A 21,175-nucleotide genomic window follows, 5' to 3' on the forward strand; every position below is an offset into this window, starting at 1 on the left:
GGCTGAGACCAGGGGCGGCGGGGGCGTAGAAAACCCTGGTCGTGTGGCCCGCAGGGTACTCCCGCTGGGGGAAAATCCGGTGGGCAGTGTCAGTGGCGAACCGTAGGCTCGCTCATGATGTCGACACAACGCGCCCCCGCCAAGGACCGCTCCACCGTACGAACCCTCCTGCGCCTGTGGCCGTTCGTGCGCCCCGTGCGCGCACGCCTGTCCATCGCCGCGGCCGTGGCGATCCTCGCCTCGTGCGTGGGCCTGCTGATCCCCCTCGTCCTGAAGTGGATGGTGGACGGACCGGTCGCCGACCGCGATCCCGCGGGCGTCTGGCTCGGCGCGCTGTACCTGCTGCTCCTCGGCCTCGCCGAGGCGGGGCTGTTCGGCCTGCGGCGGTGGCTGGTGGCACGGCCACTGGCCGGTGTCGAGGCGAGCATGCGCGCCGCCCTGTACCGGCACCTCCAGCGGCTCCCGGTCGCCTTCCACGACCGCTGGCCCTCGGGCCAGTTACTGTCGCGCGGGACCACGGACCTGATGCTCCTGCGCATGTTCCTCGCGTTCCCACTGACGTTCCTCCTGGTCAACGGGGTGACGATCCTCATCGGCGTGATCATCATGCTGATGCAGGACTGGACGCTCGGCCTGGTGATCCTGGGCCCCGCCGTCCCGGTGGTCATCACCTGCGTCGTGTTCGAGAAGCGGTACTCCGACGTGGCACGCCTCGCCCAGGACCAGGTGGGCGACCTGACGACGGTCGTCGAGGAGAGCGTCCTCGGGATCAGGATCATCAAGGGGTTCGGACGGCACCGCAGCCAGGCACGGGCCTTCAGGAACCTGTCCCGGACCCTCCGCACGACCGAACTGCGCAAGGCCCGGCTCCTCGCCACGATCTGGGCCGTGATCGTCACCCTGCCCGAACTGGCCATCGGGGCGGCCCTGGCGCTCGGCACGATCCAGGTCGCCGACGGCGAGCTGTCGGCCGGCACGCTCGTCGCCTTCCTCTCCACGGCACTCGCCCTACGGTGGCCCGTCGACTCGATCGGGTTCCTGCTGGCGATGACCCAGGAGGCGGCCACCGCCACGCAGCGGTACTTCGAGGTGATGGACGAGGAGCCGGAGTCCGGCACCGTCGCGCAGACCCCCGCCGATACGGCCCCCTCCGGCGACACCGGACTCCGCTTCCACGACGTCCGGTTCCGCTACCCCGACGCCCCCGAGGACAGCCCTCCCGTCCTCGACCGCATCGACCTCCACATCCGTCCCGGCGAGTCCATGGCCCTGGTCGGCGCGACCGGCAGCGGCAAGACCACCCTCACCGCCCTGGTCCCCCGGCTGCACGAGGTGACGTCGGGCCGGATCACCCTGGACGGCCGGGACATCGCGGCCATGCCCAGGGAAACGCTGCGGTCCCTCGTCGCCGTCGCCTTCGAGGAGCCCACCCTCTTCTCCGCCGGCGTCGGCGACAACGTTCTGATGGGCGCCGGCGACGGCGCGGGCAGGGAGGAGCTGGACCGCGCTCTCGCCGTGGCCCAGGCCGACTTCGCGCACGCGCTGCCCCAGGGCACCGACACCCAGGTCGGCGAGCAGGGCCTGAGCCTGTCCGGCGGCCAGCGGCAGCGGCTCGCGCTGGCCCGGGCGGTCGTGGGCCGCCCCCGCTTCCTCGTCCTGGACGACCCGCTGTCCGCGCTGGACGTGCACACCGAGGCCGCGGTCGAGGCGGCCCTGCGCCAGGTCCTCGCTCAGACCACGGCCCTGATCGTGGCGCACCGCCCGTCCACGGTGCTGCTCGCCGACCGCGTCGCCCTGCTCTCCGGAGGCCGTGTCGCCGCCGTCGGCACCCACCAGGAACTGCTGCACACGAACAGCGAGTACGCCTGGCTCATGTCGGGCGCGGACACCGCGGAACCCGAGGAAAGCGCGAACACCCCGGAGCCCGCAGCGCCCACAGCTCCTTCAGCGCTCTCAGCGCCCGCCGACGCCCGTGAGGAGGCCCACCGATGACGGCGCCCTCCCCCAAGCTCTCGACTCCGCTCGAGCAGGGGAAGCCCCGATCCCCCGCGCCGACCACCGCCGACGACGGCCGGGAGGCGCCCGAGCCCAACGTCACGGGCGACCCCTTCGACCGCGACGCCCTGCCCACGCCCCCGGGCGCGACGGCCGCGCTGCTGCGCTCCCTGCTGGACCCGATGAAGGCCCGCGTCGCCGTCACGACGGTCCTGCTGCTGCTCCAGCAGGCGGCGGTGCAGGCGGGCCCGCTGCTCGTCGCGTACGCCATCGACAGCGCCGTACCGGCGTTCCGCCGCGCCGACCACGGCCCGCTGATCGCGGTGGCCCTCGCCTATCTGCTGTGCGCGCTGGCCTCCGGCGTGCTCCAGTGGGCGTTCATCGGCGCGGCCGCCCGTGTCAACCAGGACGTGCTGCTGGATCTGCGCGGCCGTATCTTCCGGCACGCGCAGGCGCTGAGCGTCGACTTCCACGAGCGCTACACCTCGGGCCGGCTCATCTCCCGCTCCACGACGGACGTCGAGTCCCTGCGCGAGCTGCTGAACGAGGGCCTCCAGGAGCTCGTCACCGTCGTCCTCTCCTTCGTCTACATCTCGGCGATGCTGCTCTGGCTGGACCTCGGCCTGGGCGCGGTCGCGGTGGCGTCCTTCGTGCCGCTCTACGGCCTCGTACGGCTGTACCAGCGGCGCGCGGGCCGGGTCTACCGGCTGCGCTCCACCGCGATCGCCGCCGTCATCGTGAAGTTCGTGGAGACGATGAACGGCATCCGACCGGTGCGCGCGTTCCGCCGCGAGGCCGCCAACGACGCCGAGTTCGCGGCGCTCAACCGGCACCACGAGCGCACGAACGGCGACGCGATCCTGGAGATGGCCCGCTATGTGGTCGGCTCACGGGTCGTGGCCAACATCGCGGTCGCGGGGATCGTGCTGTGGGGCGCGTACCGGGTCGCCGACGGCACGCTGGCCCTGGGCGTCCTCGCGGCCGCGGTGCTGTATCTGCGCCGGCTGTACGACCCGATCGACCGGCTGGGCATGTTCCTGAACTCGTACCAGTCGGCGGCGGCCTCGCTGGAGAAGATCGCGGGCCTGCTGGCCCAGGTCCCGTCGGTGCCCGAGCCCTCGGCTCCCAGGGAGCTCCCGGCCCTGGAGTCGGAGCACCCGGGCCGCGAGGTCGTCTTCGAGGGGGTGCGCTTCGCGTACCGCACCGGCGGCGAGGTGCTCCCCCGTTTCGACCTCACGCTGCCGGCCGGCCAGACGGTCGCGGTCGTCGGTTCGACCGGCGCCGGGAAGTCCACCCTGGCCAAGCTGCTCGCCCGCTTCTACGACCCCTCCGAGGGCCGCGTCCTCCTCGACGGGGTCGATCTGCGCGACCTCGCCGTGCCCGAGCTGCGGCGCGGGGTGGTCATGGTCACCCAGGAGGCGTTCCTGTTCTCCGGCACGGTCGCGGAGAACATCGCGATCGGCCGCCCGGACGCCACCCGCGAGGAGATCGAGCAGGCGGCGAAGGCGATCGGCGCCCACGACTTCGTCAGCGCCCTGCCCGACGGCTACGACACCGACGTACGCAAGCGCGGTGGCCGTATCTCGGCCGGGCAGCGTCAACTGGTGGCGTTCGCACGGGCGTTGCTCGCCGATCCGGCGGTGCTGATCCTCGACGAGGCGACCAGTTCGCTGGACATCCCCGGCGAGCGGGCCGTCCAGCGCGCGATGGCGACGGTGCTCAAGGGCCGTACGGCCGTGGTGATCGCCCACCGGCTGTCGACCGTCGAGATCGCGGACCGGGTGCTCGTCATGGAGCACGGCCGGATCGTCGAGGACGGCACCCCGGACGAACTCGTCGCGGGCACGGGCCGGTTCGCGGACCTGCACCGGGCGTGGCGGGACAGCCTGGCGTGACCGGCAGGGCGAGTGAACCGAAGGAAGGAGCCGTGCGTGGTCGACGCTTACGAGGACCCCGGCACACCCGACTGTCGCAGCGGGGGCCGGTACCTGTGGTGGCTGGTCATGCGGCAGCCGGGCCGGTCGCTCGCCGGGTCGGTGATCTCGTGCGTCTGGATGGCGCTGCTGGCGGCGACGCCGTATCTGATGTCCCGCGCCATCGACGACGGGCTGGAGCCCGGTGACTACCCGGCGCTGGCCGGCTGGACGACGGCGCTGTTCGCGGTGGGGGCGTTCAACGCCTGGCTGAGCATCATGCGGCACCGCACGATGACCCGGGTGCGCATGGACGCCAACTTCCGCACGGTCAAGGTCGTCCTCGGACAGGCGGTCCGGCTGGGCGGCGTGCTGTCGCGCCGGGTCGGAGCCGGGGAGGTCGTCACCATCGGGGTGGGCGACGTCAACACGATCAGCAACTCCCTGACCGTCATCGGGCCCGGGGTCGGCGCGCTCGCCGCCTATCTCGTGGTCGCCGGGCTGCTGATGTCCGTCTCGCTGCCGATCGCCGCGGTGGTGCTGCTCGGCATGCCGCTGGTCGGCGCGCTCGTGGGGCCGCTGCTGGGCAGGTTGCAGGGTACGGAGACGGAGTACCGCGAACGGCAGGGCGTGCTGACCGCGCGGATCGCCGACCTCGCGGGCGGCCTTCGGGTCCTCAACGGCCTCGGTGGCAAGGGGCTGTTCGCCGACGCCTTCCACCGGGACTCGCAGCGGCTGCGCGCGCAGGGATACCGGGTCGGGGCGGTGACCAGCTGGGTCCAGGCGCTCGGGGTGGGGCTGCCGACACTGTTCCTCGCCGTCGTGACCTGGCTGGCGGCCCGGCTCGCGGCCCAGGGAGCCCTCACCGTGGGCGAGTTGGTGTCGGTGTACGGCTATGTCACCGTCCTGGTGCGGCCGGTGGCCTACTTCGTGCAGTTCTGCTACGAGGTCAGCCGCGGTCTGGTGGCGGCGCGGCGCGTCATACGGTTCCTGGAGCTGGAGCCCGTGCCGGACCACGGCAGGAGGGACGCGCCCGCGGAGCCCGCGGTGCTGCACGATCCGGAGTCGGGGGTCAGGGTGCTGCCGGGCCGGCTGACCGCCCTGGTCGGCGCCCGCCCCGCCGACGCCCTGACCGTGGTCGACCGGCTCGGCCGGTACACCCCGTCGGCGGTGACCTGGGGCGGGGTGCGTCTCGACGAGATCGCGTTGCCGCAGGTCCGGGAGCGGATCCTGGTCGCCGACCACGAGGCCGACCTGTTCGCGGGCACGCTGCGCGAGGTGCTGGGGCCTGTTGCGGAAGTCCCGTCGTCCGCCCGTGGGGCGGGCCCCGCGGCGTCCGGAGCGTGCGATCGCAAGGCGGAGGGCCGCCCGCGTACTGGGCGTACGCGGGCGATCCCGACGACGCAGCTGGGGTCCCCCCTGCTCGAAGAGCTTGGGGGAGCGCGTGCCGGGCGTCGCGGGGCTGGGGGCACCTCCCACGCCCCCGAGGCAGTGGGGGAGGGACTTCCGCAACAGGCCCTGGGCGGCCTGGCGGGGCCGGACGGCCGGGACGCGGCGGCCGTCGCGCGGGCCGTGCACACGGCCGTGGCCGACGACATCGTGCAGGGGCTGCCGAACGGGCTCGACTCGGCGATCGACGCCCAGGGCCGCAATCTCTCCGGCGGTCAGCGGCAGCGCGTACGGCTGGTCCGGGCGCTGCTGGCCGACCCCGAGGTGCTGCTCGCCGTCGAGCCCACCTCGGCGCTCGACGCCCACACCGAGGCACGCGTCGCGGAGCGGCTGCACGCCGCGCGCGAGGGCCGTACGACCGTCGTCACGACCACCTCCCCGCTGGTGCTCGACCGCGCGGACAGCGTGTACTTCCTGGTCGACGGCAAGGCCGCCGCCACCGGCACCCATCGCGAACTGCTCGACGGGCAGCCCGGGTACCGGGCGCTGGTGGCCCGGGACGCGGAGGAGTCCGACGAGTCCGCCGCCGAGGGGGCCGTACGGTGACCGCGAGTTCTTCGGAGGCAGGTGGATCGGCCATGGGTTCCTCCGGTCATCTGCCCGTCGCCGAACCGGCCGACGTACGGCGGGCCACCGTGCGGCTGGTCCGGGCCGACGGGCGGGCCTTCGCCGCCGTCCTGGCCCTGAACGCGCTGGCCGCGGCTGCCGGTCTGGCCGGGCCGTGGCTGCTCGGCCGGATCATCGACGAGGTCCGGGGCGGAGGCGGGGCAGGCGCCGTGGACCGGCTGGCGCTCGCCATCCTGCTGTGTGCGCTGGCGCAGTTGCTGCTGGCGCGGTGGGCCCGGTTCGTGGGGCACCGGTTCGGGGAGCGGACGCTGGCGCGGGTGCGCGAGGAGTTCGTCGACCGGGCGCTGGCGCTGCCCGCGTCGGTGGTGGAGCGGGCCGGCACCGGCGATCTGACCACGCGGGGTACGGCCGACGTGGCCACTGTGGGCACCACGCTGCGCGACGCCGGCCCCGGTCTGCTGATCAACAGCGTGCAGGCGCTGTTCCTGTTCGGTGCCGTCTTCGCGCTGGACCCGCTGCTCGGCGTGTGCGGGCTGCTCGGCCTGGTCGGCATCTGGTGCGGGCTGCGCTGGTATCTGCGCCGGGCGCGTGACGGCTATCTCACCGAGGGCGCGGCCACGTCGGAGGTCGCCGAGATCGTCGCGGCGACCGCTTCCGGCGCCCGCACGGTGGAGGCGCTGCGGCTGGAGAGGCGGCGGGTGGCCGCCGGCCGGGACGCGCTGGAGACGTCCCGGCGCGCCCGGCTGTACACGCTGTTCCTGCGCACCGTGTTCTTCCCCGCGGTGGAGGTCTCGTACCTCGTCCCGATCGCGGTGGTCCTGCTGCTCGGCGGTGCGCTGCACGCGCGGGGCGAGATGAGCCTGGGTTCGGTGGTGGCGGCCGCGCTGTATCTGCAGCAGCTCAGCGGGCCGCTCGACGAGATCCTCATGCGGGTCGAGCAACTGCAGAGCAGCGGCGCCTCGTTCGCCCGCGTGGAGGGCCTGGCCCGAGCCCCGCAGGCGGTCATGGCCGAGGCGCCGGCCCCGGCTGACGACCGGATCGACGTGACGGGGGTGCGGTACGCCTACGACCGGGGCGGCGAGGTGCTGCGCGGGGTCGACCTGACCGTGCGGCCCGGGGAGCGGCTGGCCGTCGTCGGGCCCTCCGGCGCCGGCAAGACCACGCTGTGCCGGCTCCTCGCCGGCGTCGACGCGCCGGCCTCGGGCACGGTGACGGTGGGCGGGGTGCCCGTCGTCGACCTCGGTCCCGAGCAGCTCCGGCGCCAGGTCGTCCTCGTCACCCAGGAGCACCATGTGTTCCTGGGCACGGTCCGCGACAACCTGCTGATCGCCGAACCGGCCGCCACGGACGCGGAGTTGTGGGCGGCCCTGGACGCGGTCGGCGCCGGCGGCTGGGCGCGCGAACTGCCGGACGGCCTCGACACCGAGCTGGGCCCGCGGGGCCACGCCGCGCCCGGTCACGCCGCGCCCGGTCACGGTACGGACGGCTACGGCACGGACGGCTACGGCACGAACGGCTCGCAGGCGCAGCAACTCGCCCTGGCCCGGGTGGTGCTGGCCGACCCGCACACGGTGATCCTGGACGAGGCCACCGCGCTCCTTGACCCGACGACAGCGCGTCACACGGAGCGCGCGCTGGCCGCCGTACTCGAAGGGCGGACCGTCATCGCGATCGCCCACCGGCTGCACACCGCGCACGACGCGGACCGGGTGGCCGTGATGGAGGACGGCCGGCTGACCGAACTGGGCACCCACGAGGCCCTGGTGGCGGCCGACGGGGCGTATGCGGCGCTGTGGCGGTCGTGGCACGGGGACCAGCCGGCAGCCGGCTGACAGGGCCTCCGCTCCCGCATGTCGAACACGAACCACCGGAAAACGGACTCCTTCCGGCCAAATCATTGACGCGCCCCTGACAGAAGCTGCGATTTTCTGCCACTCTTCCCACGGCTGCGTCACAGCAATCCCACAAGTGCCGCCGCAGCGTGTGCCGCAGCGCATCTGTTGCACCTGGTTCCGCGTTCCACCGTGCTCTGCCCGGACGGTCACCCACCGTCCGGTCTTCCCTGGCCGCGAAATCCGCGGCCGCGCAGAAGGAGTCAGTGTTGAGACGCCAGTCCCACAGACGCACCTCCCACACCACGCACCGTTCCCACGCCATGAAGCGACGCGCTGCCGCCGGCGCGCTCGTCGCCGTCACCGCCCTGCTGGCCGCGGCCGTGCAGACCGGTGCCGCCACCGCAGCCCCGGAGAAGGCACCGTCGGCCGCGGCCAAGGGCACCGAGTCCGTCAGACTCTCCCCCGCCCAGCGCGCCGAGCTGATACGCGAGGCCAACGCCACCAAGGCGGAGACCGCCGGGGAACTGGGCCTCGGCGCCAAGGAGAAGCTCGTCGTCCGTGACGTGCTCAAGGACCGCGACGGCACGGTCCACACCCGGTACGAGCGCACGTACGACGGCCTCCCGGTCCTCGGCGGGGACCTGGTCGTCGAGACGGCCGAGTCCGGGAAGACCGAGGGCGTCGTCAAGGCCACGCGGGCCGCGGTGAAGGTGGCGTCCACGAAGGCCGCGCTGCCCACCGCGAAGGCCGAGAAGCAGGCGCTCGGCGCCGCCAGGGCGGAGAAGGCCAAGAGCCCCGAGGTCAACCGCGAACCCCGCAAGGTGATCTGGGCGGCGAGCGGCAAGCCGGTCCTCGCGTACGAGACGGTCGTCGGCGGCTTCCAGCACGACGGCACCCCGCAGGAACTGCACGTCATCACGGACGCCACCACCGGCAAGAAGCTCTACGAGTGGGAGGCGATCGAGACCGGCACCGGCAACACCGTGTACTCCGGCACGGTCAACCTCACCACCACGCAGTCCGGGTCGGCGTACAACCTCACCGACGGCGCGCGCGGCAACCACAGGACGTACAACCTGAACCGCGGCACCTCCGGCACCGGCACCCTCTTCTCGGGCTCCGACGACGTGTGGGGCAACGGCAGCCCGTCCAACCTGGAGTCGGCCGCGGCCGACGCGCACTACGGTGCCGCGCTGACCTGGGACTACTACAAGAACGTGCACGGCCGCAGCGGTATCCGCGGTGACGGCGTGGGCGCCTACTCCCGCGTGCACTACGGCAACAACTACGTCAACGCGTTCTGGTCCGACAGCTGCTTCTGCATGACGTACGGGGACGGCTCGGGCAACACCAACCCGCTGACCTCGATCGACGTGGCCGCGCACGAGATGACGCACGGTCTGACGTCGAACACCGCGGGCCTCAACTACAGCGGTGAGTCCGGCGGTCTGAACGAGGCGACCTCGGACATCTTCGGCTCCACGGTCGAGTTCTACGCGGCCAACTCCTCCGACGTCGGTGACTACCTCATCGGCGAGGAGATCAACATCAACGGCGACGGCACACCGCTGCGCTACATGGACCAGCCGAGCAGGGACGGCTCGTCGCGCGACGCCTGGTACTCGGGCATCGGCTCGATCGACGTGCACTACTCGTCGGGTCCCGCGAACCACTTCTTCTACCTCCTCTCCGAGGGCAGCGGCTCCAAGACGATCAACGGCGTCACCTACAACTCGCCCACCTCGGACGGGCTTCCGGTGACCGGCATCGGCCGTGACAAGGCGGAGAAGATCTGGTTCCGCGCGCTCACCACGAAGTTCACCTCGACCACCAACTACGCGGGCGCCCGCACCGGCACCCTCGCGGCGGCGGGTGAGCTGTACGGCACCACGAGCGCCGAGTACACGGCCGTGCAGAACGCGTGGGCGGGCGTCAACGTCGGCACGCGGCCCGGCGGTGGCGGTGGCGGTGGCGGTACGACGTTCGAGAACACGACCGACGTGTCGATCCCGGACAACGGCGCGGCGGTCACCTCGTCCATCGCCGTCACCGGCCGCACCGGCAACGCGCCGTCGAACCTCGCGGTCGCGGTGGACATCACGCACACCTGGCGCGGTGACCTCGTCATCGACCTGGTGGCCCCGGACGGCACGGCGTACCGCCTGAAGAACTTCAGCTCCTCGGACTCGGCGGACAACGTGAACGAGACGTACACGGTCAACGCCTCCTCCGAGGTCGCCAACGGGACCTGGCAGCTGAGGGTCCAGGACCAGGCGGCGCAGGACACGGGCCGTATCAATGGCTGGAGCCTGACGTTCCCGTAGAAGCCCTCGCGGGCCGTCGTCCCGCCGGGCATCCGTGAGACAGGGGCGCCGTCCCGGTGGGTCAACCGCCGGGGCGGCGCCCTCTTTGGCTCGGACAGTTCCGTGTTGCGCGGCTTGTGCGCGCCGCGGTTTTGCGTTTCACGAGGACCGCCTTGAACAGCGCTTTACCGAGATCCGTTCGCGCTGACACGTGTTCACATTCCCGCAACATTCATCCGGCCGCCATTTTTCGGCCAACATCACCGTGGGGTCCTGACATGTACGCGTCCTCGATGTCACTCTTCCCCCAACCGCCGCACCAGCACCAACTTCACAACCAACCCGGGCAGTTGCTCCACGCTGCCCGGCACCCCCACGCAAGGAGCTCGTGTGACCCCCTTCTACGCGCGTCACAAGCGCACCACTCTGGCCATCGCGACCGCCGTCGCCGCCGGAGCCCTCATCACCGCCGGTACGACCACCGGCGCCACCGCGCAGTCCGAGTCGTCCTCCAAGGCCAAGGCCTCCGCGCTCCCGGTCACCCTGACGCCCGCCGCCCGCACCGCCCTGATCAAGAAGGCGGACGCCTCCGCGGCCGAGACCGCGGACGAGATAGGCCTGGGCGCCAAGGAGGAACTCGTCGTCCGCGACGTCATCAAGGACGCCGACGGCACGATCCACACGCGCTACGAGCGCACGTACGGCGGACTCCCGGTCCTCGGCGGCGACCTGGTGATCCACGAGTCGAAGTCCGGCAAGGCGGAGGGCGTCACCAGAGCGACCAAGGCCGCCATCAAGGTCGCCGACCTCACCGCGGACGTCACCAAGGCCACGGCCGAGAAGCAGGCCCTGAAGGCCGCCAAAGCGGAGGGCTCCACCAAGTCCGCCGCCGACAAGGCCCCGCGCAAGGTCGTCTGGGCCGCGAACGGCAAGCCGGCGCTCGCGTACGAGACGGTCGTCGGCGGCTTCCAGCACGACGGCACCCCGCAGGAACTGCACGTCATCACGGACGCCACCACCGGCGAGAAGCTGTACGAGTGGGAGGCCATCCAGACCGGTACCGGCAACAGCCAGTACAACGGCTCGGTGACGATCGGCACCACGCTGTCGGGCTCGACGTACCAGCTCAACGACTCCACGCGCGGCGCCCACAAGACGTACAACAAGGCCCGCGCCACGTCCTCCTCGGCGGGCACGCTCTTCACTGACGCGGACGACAAGTGGGGCACCGGCACGGCGTCCAGCTCCTCGACCGACCAGAACGCGGCCGTGGACGCCCACTACGGCGCCCAGGTCACCTGGGACTTCTACAAGAACGTCCTGGGCCGCAACGGCATCCGGAACAACGGCGTCGCCGCCTACTCCCGCGTCCACTACGGCAACGCGTACGTCAACGCCTTCTGGTCCGACAGCTGCTTCTGCATGACGTACGGCGACGGCGCGGGCAACGTGAAGCCGCTGACCTCCCTGGACGTGGCGGGCCACGAGATGACCCACGGCCTGACGTCGAACACGGCCGGGCTCAACTACTCGGGCGAGTCGGGCGGCCTCAACGAGGCCACGTCGGACATCCTCGGCACGGCGGTGGAGTTCTACGCCGCGAACTCCAAGGACCCGGGCGACTACCTCATCGGCGAGAAGGTCGACATCCGCGGCAACGGCACCCCGCTGCGCTACATGGACCAGCCGAGCAAGGACGGCTCGTCGGCGAACTACTGGTCGTCGTCGCTGGGCGGCCTGGACGTCCACTACTCCTCCGGCCCGGCGAACCACTTCTTCTACCTCCTCTCGGAGGGCAGCGGCGCGAAGACGATCAACGGGGTCGCGTACAACTCCCCGACGTCCAACGGCGCGACGATCACGGGCATCGGCCGCGACAAGGCGGTCCAGATCTGGTACAAGGCCCTGACCACGTACATGACGTCGACCACGAACTACAAGGGCGCCCGCACGGCGACCCTGAACGCGGCGCGCGACCTGTACGGCTCCGGCAGCACGGAGTACAACGCGGTCAACGCGACGTGGGCGGCGGTGAACGTCACGGCGTGACCTCCGCGTAGCTGAGAGTATCGGGCGGTACCCGGAGAGAAGGCGACTCCGGGTACCGCCTTAGGCTTTGGCCCCATGCCCTCCATGGACCACCCCTTTGCCCCCGGTCCCTACACCTACGAGGACGTGGGCGCGACCCTCACCGGCCACTGCCCGCCCGGCTTCAGGCCCCTGGACGTCAGGACCCGCATCGGCGAGGGCACGGACGTCTTCACCCGTGCCGTCCGCGCGCTCCTCACCTGGGAACTGCACAGGGCGGTGGGCGTGGGCATCACGACGGAGGCCCAGGAGGCGGCGCCGGGCGTCGACGTGACCGTCACCCTGGGCGGCGTGATCAAGGCCCCGTGCCGCGTGGTGTGGACGGTCGACGAACCCCGCCGCAAGGGCTGGGCCTACGGCACCCTCCCCGGCCACCCCGAGTCCGGCGAGGAGTCCTTCGTCCTCGCCCGCACGGGCGACGGCACGGTCTGGCTCACGATCACGGGCTTCAGCCGCCCGGCGAAGTGGTACGCCCGCGCGGGCGGCGCCGCGACACGGGGGTTCCAGCATGCGTATGCGCGGCGGTGCGGGGTGGTGTTGCGGAGGTTGTGCGAGGAATCAGCGGCCTGAGCGGACGCCGCTTGGGCAACGCAGCGGTGCCGCTACCGGCGCGCGGCGCAAGTGTGCTCCGGCGTGGCCCCCGCCAGCACGTGGTACGTGTGCTGGCGGGCCCTTCTCACCTGCCTTTTCGCAGCTCAGCGCCGTTCGGCGAGTCCGTGGAAGTCCGCCGGTGTCCGCCGTTGACCGGTCGGGTTGCCGTCAGCGTTGCCATCAGGCGGCACCTACTGCCGGGAGAGTCCGGCTGGATCGATTGCGAGCGGGAACGGGGCGTCCAGGTGGGTGGTCGTGCCCGCGAGAGCCGTGGTCCGCTCTACGTAGCGACCGCTCTGCAGTTCGTAGATGACGAGCATGGGGGCGGGGTCGAATTCGAGTCGCCAGAAGTGCGGGATGGCAGCCTCCGCGTACAGCATGGGCTTGACCTTGCGGTCCATGGTGCTGTTGCCGGGAGAGACGAGTTCGACGACGAGCTGGACCGCTTCGATGTCGAGGGTGACAGGGTCATCGGCGGTCGCGCCGGCATCGGCCACGACCATATCGGGCACGACCAGCCCGGACGGCAGGACGACGTTGACGCCTTCGAGGATCTCCACGGGAGCGCCGACGGCGCGGGCGGCCGCGTCCAGGGCCAGGTGGAGGCGGAACGAGGCGCGCTGATGGCGGACGCCGGGAGCGGGGGACATCAGCAGGGACTCCCCCAGCAGTTCGTAGCGGATCGTACGGTCTTCGGGCAGGGCCAGGACGTCGGCAACGGTCCAGGGCCCGGTGTGGTCGATGGCAACGCTCATTCCCTCTCACCTCCTCGTCCGACCGGCAGTCTCGGTGCGACCTCGACAGGCGGTACACGGCCAGCATACGGGCGCTCGTACCTGCCGACACCAGGCTCCGCTGCTACGAGCGAGGCCCCGAACGCGCGTGCCGTACAGCATCAATGCCAGGGCCGCCCCTCCCCACCCTGGGGCGGGGAGGGGCGGCCAGTCGCCGGGCTGGTCAGCGGGGCGCGAGGCCGTCTCCTGTCCGACAGCGGGGACAGCGGCACGGCGGCCACGGGAGCGACTTCGTCGCATCACCCGACGCCCCCGTGCCGCGTCTCCGTCTTGCGCTGGCCCGCCCCCGCGTACGCGTACGACGTCCAGTACGTCGACGAACCCCGCCGCAAGGGCTGGGCCTACGGCACCCTCCCCGGGCCACCCCGAGTCCGGCGAGGAGTCCTTCGTCCTCGCCCGCACGGGCGACGGCACGGTCCGGCTCACGATCACGGCGTTCAGCCGCCCGGCCAAGTGGTACGCCCGCGGGGCGATGCCGCGACGCGGGGGTTCCAGCATGCGTACGCGCGGCGGTGCGGGGTGGTGCTGCGGAGGTTGCGCGAGGAGCCGGAGGGTGAACCGATCCCGGTGGACACTATCGGTCACTTTCGTGCCTCACTCCGCACACGACGCTGTCCAGGGGGATCAAGCCGCCGTTGGCCTCGTGCACGGGCGCCAGCGCGTCAGTCCGACACCGGCACGGCAGTCACCTGACAGCACACCTGCTTCCCGATCGTCGACTTCCGCACGTGCCACCCCGGCGCGAGCAGGTCTACCAACCCGAGCCCGCGTCCGGTCTCGGCCTCCGCGCTGTCGAGCGGCGTCGCCCGGCGCCTGGGCAGGGCATCCGAGTCCGGGTCATGGACGTTCACCGCGACGCCGTGCGACGTGACGTACACCTCGACCACAAGCGGTACGTAGTCGCCGTAGGCCCGCACCGAGTTGCCCACCAGCTCAGAGAGAACGAGCTGTACGGAATCAATGACGTCGGCCTCGACGCCCCGCGCCAGCAGTTCGGCGCGTGCCAGTTGCCGGACGGCACACAGATTCTCTGGTGAAGCACAGAGATATGCCGCAAAGCCGTGGGGGCGGGGCCGGAGGTAGAAGCCAAGGGTGGCTTGAATGACGGGCTGGGTGACTGCGGTGGTGTCGAGGAGCATAGGGAGCGGGGTGAGAGGCGTGAGTGGATTGGGACGCATGGCGTTTGCTCTCCTTGACGGTCGGTTGGAGCTGCCCCAGCTTCAGCCACCACCCGCCCCTTTCTCCCTCAGGTAGAAAATTTCCACCCTGAAGGAGTGATTTTCTCGCGATGGTGTGCGATCTACGCGAACGCGTTGGCAGACTCCCGACATGCCCAACTCACCACTCGTACCGACCGTTCGCCGCCGTCGACTGGGCGCGAGCCTGCGGCGCCTTCGCAACGAAGCAGGGATGACGCTCGATTCCGCTGCCGGCGCCATGGGCTGGAAGGGACCGAAGCTCTCCAAGATCGAGGGTGCAACCCAGTCGATCAGGCCCGCAGACGTGGATGCCCTGCTGACGGTCTACGGCGTGGAGGACACCCGGGTAAGGGACGCTCTGGGTGCCCTGGCACGAGACGCGGGGAAAAAGGGCTGGTGGCAGACGTACAGCGCAATCGTCTCGCCCACCTACGCCGACTACATCTCCCTCGAAACAGACGCCGAGACGATCTGCGCGTGGTCCCCACTGATCGTCCCCGGCCTGTTGCAGACGGCCGCATACGCGCGAGAGACGATCGGAGGCGTGACGACGTCGCGCACGCCGGAAGAGGTGGCCGCCCTGACCGAGGTTCGGATGGCCCGTCAGTCCGTGCTCTCCCGTCCGGGTACGGCTCCGGAGCTGTGGGCCATCATCCACGAGGCAGCACTGCACCAGCGCTTTGCCGTGCGTCCCACAACCATGCGTGAGCAACTCCGGCGGCTGCTTGACGTTTCCGAGATGCCGAACGTCACCGTGCAGCTGATGCCGCTGGACTCCACGCCGCACCCCGGCGTGGTGGGCGGTTTCACGCTCACGGGGTTCCCTCAACCCATGCCTTCAGTGGTGCTCTTGGAAAACCTCAGCGGTGCGACGTACGTTGAGGGCGACGACGCGACGCCCTTCGCCAGAGCCTTCGAACGCATCCGTGCGGCGGCGCTTCCCGTGGAGGACTCGCTCGCGAGGATCGCCGAGTTGGAAGAGGGCCACCGGAAGTGAACGACTCCAAGGCTGAGCTGTACGCATGCGACCTCACCGGGGCGATATGGCGGAAGGCATCCGCCAGCGGCGCGGAGCACGACTGCGTCGAGGTCGCCGAACTCCCAGGCGGCGCAAGGGCCATCCGGGATTCCAAGAACCCCGAACGCGAACCCCTGCGCTTCACCGCCTCGGAGTGGACCGCCTTCCGGGAAGGCGTCATCGCCGGGGAGCTCTGACTGGCACAGGAGGGCGGTAGCGGTCGAGGTCAAGCGTGCGTAGTAGACGATGCTGATCCCAGCTCGGGCGGCCAGCTCCTCACCGAGCAGCCCGGGCGACGCCGCAACCCTCCGCCCGGCGCCAAGGCAGCCGCCTCAGGAGCCACCCGATAAAGACTGGGCGGAGTATGTACGCCTCTCGTCGGCTCCGTCGAGTGGTCGCACAGCGTGAGCGCAGACGCTGGTTCTCTCGGTTTCTGAGGCCGAAGGCGTTGCGTGCTTCGAGCTTGATGAGGCGGTTGTTGCCTTCGGAGGTGGCGTTGGTGATGCCGGTGGTCAGGTAGGTCTCGATGCCGTCCCACCACTGCTCGACGGTCTCGGCGAGGGTGACGAGTTCGGGCAGGTGGGCGTGGTCGGCGACGTGGGCGAGGAAGCGGTGGCGGGCGGCGGAGACCGTGGAGCGGTCGGGGGTGAGGTTGACGGCCAGGTGGAGGAGGTCGCGCAGGAGTTCCTTGGCCTGCCGGGCCGCATAGATCTGCCGACCGTTTGCGAAGTTGGCCCGGCTGCTGGCCAGCAGGTCCAATCCCATGCGGTCTTCAGCGACATGACGCTGCTGACGTAAAACTCGCCCGCATGTGGACCCGGCGACACGTCCACGTACTCCTCCCCGGAGGCCTGCCCGGTCCCGTCGGCACGACGGAGGTTCCCGACTCCCGAACCAAACACAAGGTGAACGCCATCACATTGGCCCTCGGCAAGCAAACCCAGTCCAACTCGGACATCTGACTGGACTTGGAGACGACTCCCTACCGGTCACACTCGTCAGGCTCGCCCTGCACAAGCTGTAGCCCCTACGGTGGCGGGCCGCCAAAGAGCAATTGGCGTCCTCGTAGCCATAGTGGTCCAGGAGCGCGACGAGGTCACCCGTCAGGTGTTCGATGTCGTAGTCCGTCACCTCGGTCGGGCGGGATGAGTTGCCGAGAGCTGGACGTCTCCGAGCGCACCGCCCGCCGTGACCTCGACGCCCTGGCCATGGCCGGGGTGCCCGTGTACTCCGTGCAGGGCCGAGGCGGCGGCCGGCGTCTCGTGGGCGGCGCTCGTACCGACCTGTCCGGGTTGACCGCCGGTGAGGCACGCGCCCTGTTCCTGACTGTCGATCCGGCCTCGGATGCGACGCCGGCGATGAAAGCAGCTCTGCGCAAGCTCGTCCATGCTCTACCGAAGCCCTTCCAGGTGCAGGCCGAGGCAGCGGCGGCGTCGCTGGTCGTAGACCCGCAGCGATGGGGGGTGAGCCGGATCGAGCACCGGCCGCCTCGCTTCCTCGACGAACTCCAGGACGCGGTGATCAGCGGCGTCCAGGTGTCGCTCGGCTACGTCGACAGCAAAGGCATCGAGACCCGGAGAACCGTCCACCCGCTGGGCATCGTCGCCAAAGGTCCTGTGTGGTATCTCGTCTCCAACACCGAGACCGGCCGACGGATCTTCCGGATCGACCGCGTGTCGTCCGCCGACCCGACCGGCGACCCTGTGCACCGACCCGGGGACTTCGACCTTGCCGAGAGCTGGAATGAGATCGCCAAAGAGGTCGATCGCAAACGAACGCCGCTGGAGGTCCAGGCGGTATGCACACCCGACGGGATAGGCATACTCCGGATGGCGCTCGGCGACCGGCTCGACGTGGGAGGTTCCACGTCCGATGGCCGCATCGAGGTCGTGATCCGCGGCCCCAATGAGTACATCCTCGCCGGCGAGCTCTCCGGGCTGGTCGAATGGGTCGAGGTGACCGGCCCTCCGGGGGTCCGAGACCACCTGGCCTCGATCGGCAACGCCCTCGTCGAACGATACGGCCAGCCGCGCACCAGCGGAGACCTTCACCCGTCTTGAAGCGGACGAGGCAGGGCTTCGAGAACAGTTCCGCTCAATAGGCTGGGTTTGTCCGTTCCGGCAGGAGCCCGGTCACGACGCCGGCGGGTCCGCTGGCCTGGCTCTCTGCGGGTGGATCGTCTCGTGCCGGACCAGCATCGCCACGCACTCGGCGATCTTCCGGGTGCGCGTCTCGGCCCGCTTGACGGCATTGACCCGGCTGATGAGGGCGAAGCGGTTGGTCTTGGTGAGTACCTCGAACATCGCCTGCGCCGCTGGGTCGGCGGCGATCGCGACGCGCAGGTCGGCCGGCACCTCCGCTTCCGATGACGGCGCATAGGCGGCCGTCCACCGCCCGTCGGCCTTCGCGGCGTCGACCGCGGCGCGGCCGGCGGGCTGCATCAGGCCGGCCGCCTCCAACCGGGCCACGTTGGCGACGTTGCGCTGGGACCAGACGCTGCGGGGCCGGCGCGGGGTGTACCGCCGCCAGGAGCTCTCCTCGTCGCGCTTGCGGGCCTGCCCGTCGATCCAGCCGAAGCACAGTGCCTCGTCGACCGCCTGCTGCCAGGTCAGCGTGGTAACGGTGCCGCCCTTCCTAGTCAGGGCGAGCCACACGCCAGGAGAGGCGGTGTGGTTGTCCAGCAGCCACGCGCGCAGCGCCGCGCCGTCGGCAACGATCAACTCATCCAGCTCGGTTCCGGTCACCACCGCAGGTTAGTGCCGCAACCAGGTGTCGCGACCTGTCGGGGTGACTCGTTGAGCCCGCGGCGTCGATGTCGGCCTCGCCCTCGCCGACGCCACCGTGAAGAACGGCTGCCCTCTCCGGTCAGCTCAACGACCTCGGCGTCCCCACAGCCGCCGCCCGGACCGGAGCGATCCGCCACAGTGGGTCCTGGAGATGCCCGCCCCGTCGTCGTCGACGCCCTCGGCTACCACGACGTCATCGCGACCCGCCTCGCATCCGAGGTCGGAGAAGACTGGAGTCGCTACGCCGAGGACCACGTACGGTCACCAGCAGGCTGGGCCCCAGGCGGAACTGGCGACAGTTGAATAGGCGAGCCCACCAGTACCAACCCCCGACACGCCCATAGGGCACACCGGCGAAGGCGCGCGAATCGGACAGGTATCGCCAGGGCATATCTCGCACCTGCGGCCACGCACTCGTCGATGTCCCCTTACGCCTCGATGGCCGCACACAACTTGCACGCACCCACGAAATGCACCTTTTCTTGCTTTACGTACCCCTTAGGTGGAGTGGGCCTCCCACGCCTCCCGTACGCGAACCGTTCTCGCCCGCGATTCGTGCCCGCGATTCGTGCCCTAGTTGAGCCGGAGGCGTGCTCATGTCCCTGTCGGTGCCAGAGGTGGCCAGGATTCTGATCGTGCTGACCGTCTTCCTGGTGGCGGCGCATCTCGGCGGGTATCTCTTCGCGCGGTTGCGTCAGCCCCCGGTGATCGGCGAGATCGTGGGCGGGCTGCTGCTCGGGGGGAGCGCCCTGGGACTGGTCGCCCCCTCGGTGAGCGACTGGCTGGCACCGTCCGGCAGCCCCACCGCCCATGTGCTGGGCGCGGTCTACCAGCTCGGCACGATCCTGATGGTCTTTCTGGCCGGACTGGAGATGCGTCAGGGCAGTCTGGCCACCGAGCGCAGGACCGTCCTGTTCACCACCGTCGCCGGGCTGGTGATCCCGTTCGCGGCGGGCCTTGCCATCGCCCAGGTGATGGACGACCCAGGCGATCTCGCCGGCCCGCACGGATCCGGTCTGAGCATTTCCCTGGTCCTGGGCCTGGCCATCGCGGTGACCAGCATCCCGGTCATCTCCCGGATCATGATCGACCTCGGCATCATGGGCAGCCTCTTCGCCCGTACGGTGCTCACGGTCGCCGTCGTCGAGGACGTGCTCCTCTATGTCGTCCTCGCGGTGATCCTCGGTCTGGCCCATATCCAGTCGGACACCTCCTACGGTCTGCACGCCCTGTGGCACAGCGACTCGCTCGGCTGGGACGTGGCCTACTACGTGGCCGCGTCGCTGCTGTTCTTCGCCGTCTTCCTCACCGGAGGGCGGGCGGTGTTCCGGCGGCTCACCTCAGGTCCCCTGGGAGAGCTGGAGCGACGCAGTCCGGCGGCGTTCCGGATGGTGTTCCTGTTCGCCCTCTGCCTGTGCTGCATGGGCCTGGGGATCGACCCGATCTTCGGCGCGCTCATGGCGGGCATGGCCATGGCCGAACAGGAGGACGAGGAGACCGGTTCACCGGGGCTGAGCGCGGTACGGGGGTTCTCGCTGGCCTTCTTCGTGCCGATCTACTTCGCGCTCGTCGGCTTCCGCCTCGACATCGTGCACGACCTGGATCTGACCTTCTTCACCTGGCTGTTCGTCGCGGCCTGTGTAATCAAGTTCTGCAGCGTGTGGGCGGGCGCGCGCCTGTCCGGCAAGAGCCGGTCCTGGTCGACCCACTTCGCGGTGGCGATGAACGCCCGCGGCGGCCCCGGCATCGTCCTCGCGTCGGTGACCTTCGGCGCCGGGATCATCAACGGCAAGTTCCTGGTCGCGCTCGTGCTGCTGTCCATCCTCACCTCGCAGCTCGCCGGCGCGTGGCTGACCCGGGTTCTGGCACGGGACCCCGCGTTCGTCTCCGGGGATCCCGCGTTCGTCTCCACGGTGGATCCGCACGCCCGGGCGGAGGCCATGCCCGGGCAACGGCCCGGAGGCGAGGACGAGGAGGCCACGGAGGAGCACACCGACCGACTGGCGTCCCCGGCCGGCGAGGGCGATCACCCCAAGGCGGAGTGAGCGGCGACCGGCCGCGACCAGGCGCGCACCACTCGGCCTAGTGCATGACCTTGACCTCGTCCAGGACCACCAGGCCGTCGCCCACCACTTCCTCCAGTTCCGGCAGGAACTCCCGCACACGGCTCTCGTCATCGACGATCACCACCACGACAGGCAGGTCGTCGCTCAGCGACAGCAGCCGGGTGGTGTGGATCTGCGACGAGACCCCGAAGCCCTCGATCCCGCGGAACACGCTCGCCCCGGCCAGCCCGGCCTTGCGAGCCCGATGGACGATCTCACTGAACACCGGTCTGCGGTGCCACAGGTCGCCCTCCCTGGTGAAGACGGTCGCCCGCAGTCCGCGGCCCGTCGAGCGCATCGTCGAGAGAGTCATGCCCGCCTCCGTTCGATCAGGGCGATCAGGGCGATCAGGCGACGTGTGGCCGTCACCACACACCACAACATAGGCAGGAATCTGGATATAACCATCTAACACGCCGGTTCAGCCAGTTCAGCCGGTTCAGTCGGTTCAACAGACGGTGGCAGCTGCCTCCTGCGCGCTCGTACGGCATCCAGCCGTGCGCCAGGGCCCCCAGCCCCGAGCCACCAGACC

At 70.5% G+C, this 21,175-nt stretch carries 15 protein-coding genes and 4 pseudogenes; 13 read left to right on the forward strand and 6 right to left on the reverse strand.

Annotated features, from left to right (window positions below; translation table 11 throughout):
* The first annotated feature begins 117 nt into the window (after window positions 1-117).
* The 7 genes and pseudogenes from FNH04_RS19190 (at window position 118) to FNH04_RS19220 (ending at window position 12,720) form a co-directional block, all read left to right on the forward strand.
* A complete protein-coding gene (locus tag FNH04_RS19190; protein WP_152785855.1) occupies window positions 118-1,992 on the forward strand; it encodes an ABC transporter ATP-binding protein in 1,875 nt (624 codons plus the stop codon).
* Window positions 1,993-2,042: 50 nt separating this feature from the next.
* A pseudogene (locus FNH04_RS19195) lies at window positions 2,043-3,890 on the forward strand (ABC transporter ATP-binding protein); the annotation flags it as partial.
* 36 nt (window positions 3,891-3,926) lie between these two features.
* Window positions 3,927-5,903, forward strand: a complete 1,977-nt coding sequence (locus FNH04_RS19200; RefSeq protein ID WP_322723298.1) for an ABC transporter ATP-binding protein — start codon at window positions 3,927-3,929, stop codon at window positions 5,901-5,903.
* Window positions 5,904-5,935: 32 nt separating this feature from the next.
* Window positions 5,936-7,756: an ABC transporter ATP-binding protein gene (locus FNH04_RS19205; protein WP_152785859.1), complete on the forward strand. Its 1,821-nt coding sequence runs from the start codon at window positions 5,936-5,938 to the stop codon at window positions 7,754-7,756.
* 323 nt (window positions 7,757-8,079) lie between these two features.
* Window positions 8,080-10,083: a M4 family metallopeptidase gene (locus tag FNH04_RS19210; protein ID WP_152785861.1), complete on the forward strand. Its 2,004-nt coding sequence runs from the start codon at window positions 8,080-8,082 to the stop codon at window positions 10,081-10,083.
* A gap of 369 nt (window positions 10,084-10,452) precedes the next feature.
* The gene (locus FNH04_RS19215) at window positions 10,453-12,111 is read left to right on the forward strand and encodes a M4 family metallopeptidase (protein ID WP_322723299.1); all 1,659 of its coding nucleotides are present in this window, start codon (window positions 10,453-10,455) and stop codon (window positions 12,109-12,111) included.
* A gap of 75 nt (window positions 12,112-12,186) precedes the next feature.
* Complete coding sequence (locus FNH04_RS19220; protein WP_152785865.1) at window positions 12,187-12,720, forward strand: DUF1990 family protein; 534 nt, start codon at window positions 12,187-12,189, stop codon at window positions 12,718-12,720.
* A 212-nt stretch (window positions 12,721-12,932) separates the two neighbouring features.
* Here the strand turns inward: FNH04_RS19220 and FNH04_RS19225 are convergent, their stop codons facing one another.
* Window positions 12,933-13,496, reverse strand: a complete 564-nt coding sequence (locus tag FNH04_RS19225) for a Uma2 family endonuclease (protein WP_152785867.1) — start codon at window positions 13,494-13,496, stop codon at window positions 12,933-12,935.
* Between the two features lie 291 nt (window positions 13,497-13,787).
* Here FNH04_RS19225 and FNH04_RS47750 point away from each other — a divergent pair.
* Window positions 13,788-14,081 (forward strand): annotated as a pseudogene (locus FNH04_RS47750) (DUF1990 family protein); the annotation flags it as partial.
* Between the two features lie 116 nt (window positions 14,082-14,197).
* Here FNH04_RS47750 and FNH04_RS19235 read toward each other — a convergent pair.
* Window positions 14,198-14,674, reverse strand: coding sequence for an ATP-binding protein (locus FNH04_RS19235; protein ID WP_228031501.1), 477 nt, complete (start codon window positions 14,672-14,674; stop codon window positions 14,198-14,200).
* Window positions 14,675-14,864: 190 nt separating this feature from the next.
* On the opposite strand from FNH04_RS19235, the gene FNH04_RS19240 reads away from it, so the two are divergent.
* Both FNH04_RS19240 and FNH04_RS19245 read left to right on the forward strand, forming a co-directional pair.
* Window positions 14,865-15,731, forward strand: a complete 867-nt coding sequence (locus tag FNH04_RS19240; RefSeq protein WP_152785871.1) for a helix-turn-helix domain-containing protein — start codon at window positions 14,865-14,867, stop codon at window positions 15,729-15,731.
* A complete protein-coding gene (locus tag FNH04_RS19245; RefSeq protein ID WP_322723300.1) occupies window positions 15,728-15,949 on the forward strand; it encodes a DUF397 domain-containing protein in 222 nt (73 codons plus the stop codon). Before FNH04_RS19240 ends, FNH04_RS19245 begins: the two co-directional genes overlap by 4 nt.
* A 79-nt stretch (window positions 15,950-16,028) precedes the next feature.
* Here FNH04_RS19245 and FNH04_RS19250 read toward each other — a convergent pair whose 3' ends face one another.
* Entirely contained in the window at window positions 16,029-16,517 is a 489-nt protein-coding gene (locus FNH04_RS19250) for a transposase (RefSeq protein WP_152785873.1), read from the reverse strand.
* Between the two features lie 35 nt (window positions 16,518-16,552).
* Here FNH04_RS19250 and FNH04_RS47755 point away from each other — a divergent pair.
* A pseudogene (locus FNH04_RS47755) lies at window positions 16,553-16,699 on the forward strand (ATP-binding protein); the annotation flags it as partial.
* Window positions 16,700-16,808: 109 nt separating this feature from the next.
* Here the strand turns inward: FNH04_RS47755 and FNH04_RS49060 are convergent.
* Window positions 16,809-16,907 (reverse strand): annotated as a pseudogene (locus FNH04_RS49060) (alpha/beta hydrolase); the annotation flags it as partial.
* Between FNH04_RS49060 and FNH04_RS19260 the strand changes: the two are divergent.
* Window positions 16,898-17,812, forward strand: coding sequence for a helix-turn-helix transcriptional regulator (locus FNH04_RS19260; RefSeq protein ID WP_152785875.1), 915 nt, complete (start codon window positions 16,898-16,900; stop codon window positions 17,810-17,812). The pseudogene FNH04_RS49060 and the gene FNH04_RS19260 sit on opposite strands and share 10 nt — an antisense overlap.
* 72 nt (window positions 17,813-17,884) lie before the next feature.
* Here FNH04_RS19260 and FNH04_RS19265 read toward each other — a convergent pair whose 3' ends face one another.
* Window positions 17,885-18,496 (reverse strand): YdeI/OmpD-associated family protein, encoded by a 612-nt coding sequence (locus FNH04_RS19265; RefSeq protein ID WP_386574756.1) that lies wholly within the window; start codon window positions 18,494-18,496, stop codon window positions 17,885-17,887.
* A 659-nt stretch (window positions 18,497-19,155) separates the two neighbouring features.
* Here FNH04_RS19265 and FNH04_RS19270 point away from each other — a divergent pair.
* Window positions 19,156-20,583 (forward strand): cation:proton antiporter, encoded by a 1,428-nt coding sequence (locus FNH04_RS19270; RefSeq protein WP_322723302.1) that lies wholly within the window; start codon window positions 19,156-19,158, stop codon window positions 20,581-20,583.
* 37 nt (window positions 20,584-20,620) lie between these two features.
* On the opposite strand, the gene FNH04_RS19275 is transcribed toward FNH04_RS19270, so the two are convergent.
* Window positions 20,621-20,941 (reverse strand): DUF190 domain-containing protein, encoded by a 321-nt coding sequence (locus FNH04_RS19275; protein WP_152785885.1) that lies wholly within the window; start codon window positions 20,939-20,941, stop codon window positions 20,621-20,623.
* Window positions 20,942-21,175 lie beyond the last annotated feature (234 nt).

The organism is Streptomyces phyllanthi (assembly GCF_009377205.1).
GTDB lineage: Bacteria > Actinomycetota > Actinomycetes > Streptomycetales > Streptomycetaceae > Streptomyces > Streptomyces phyllanthi.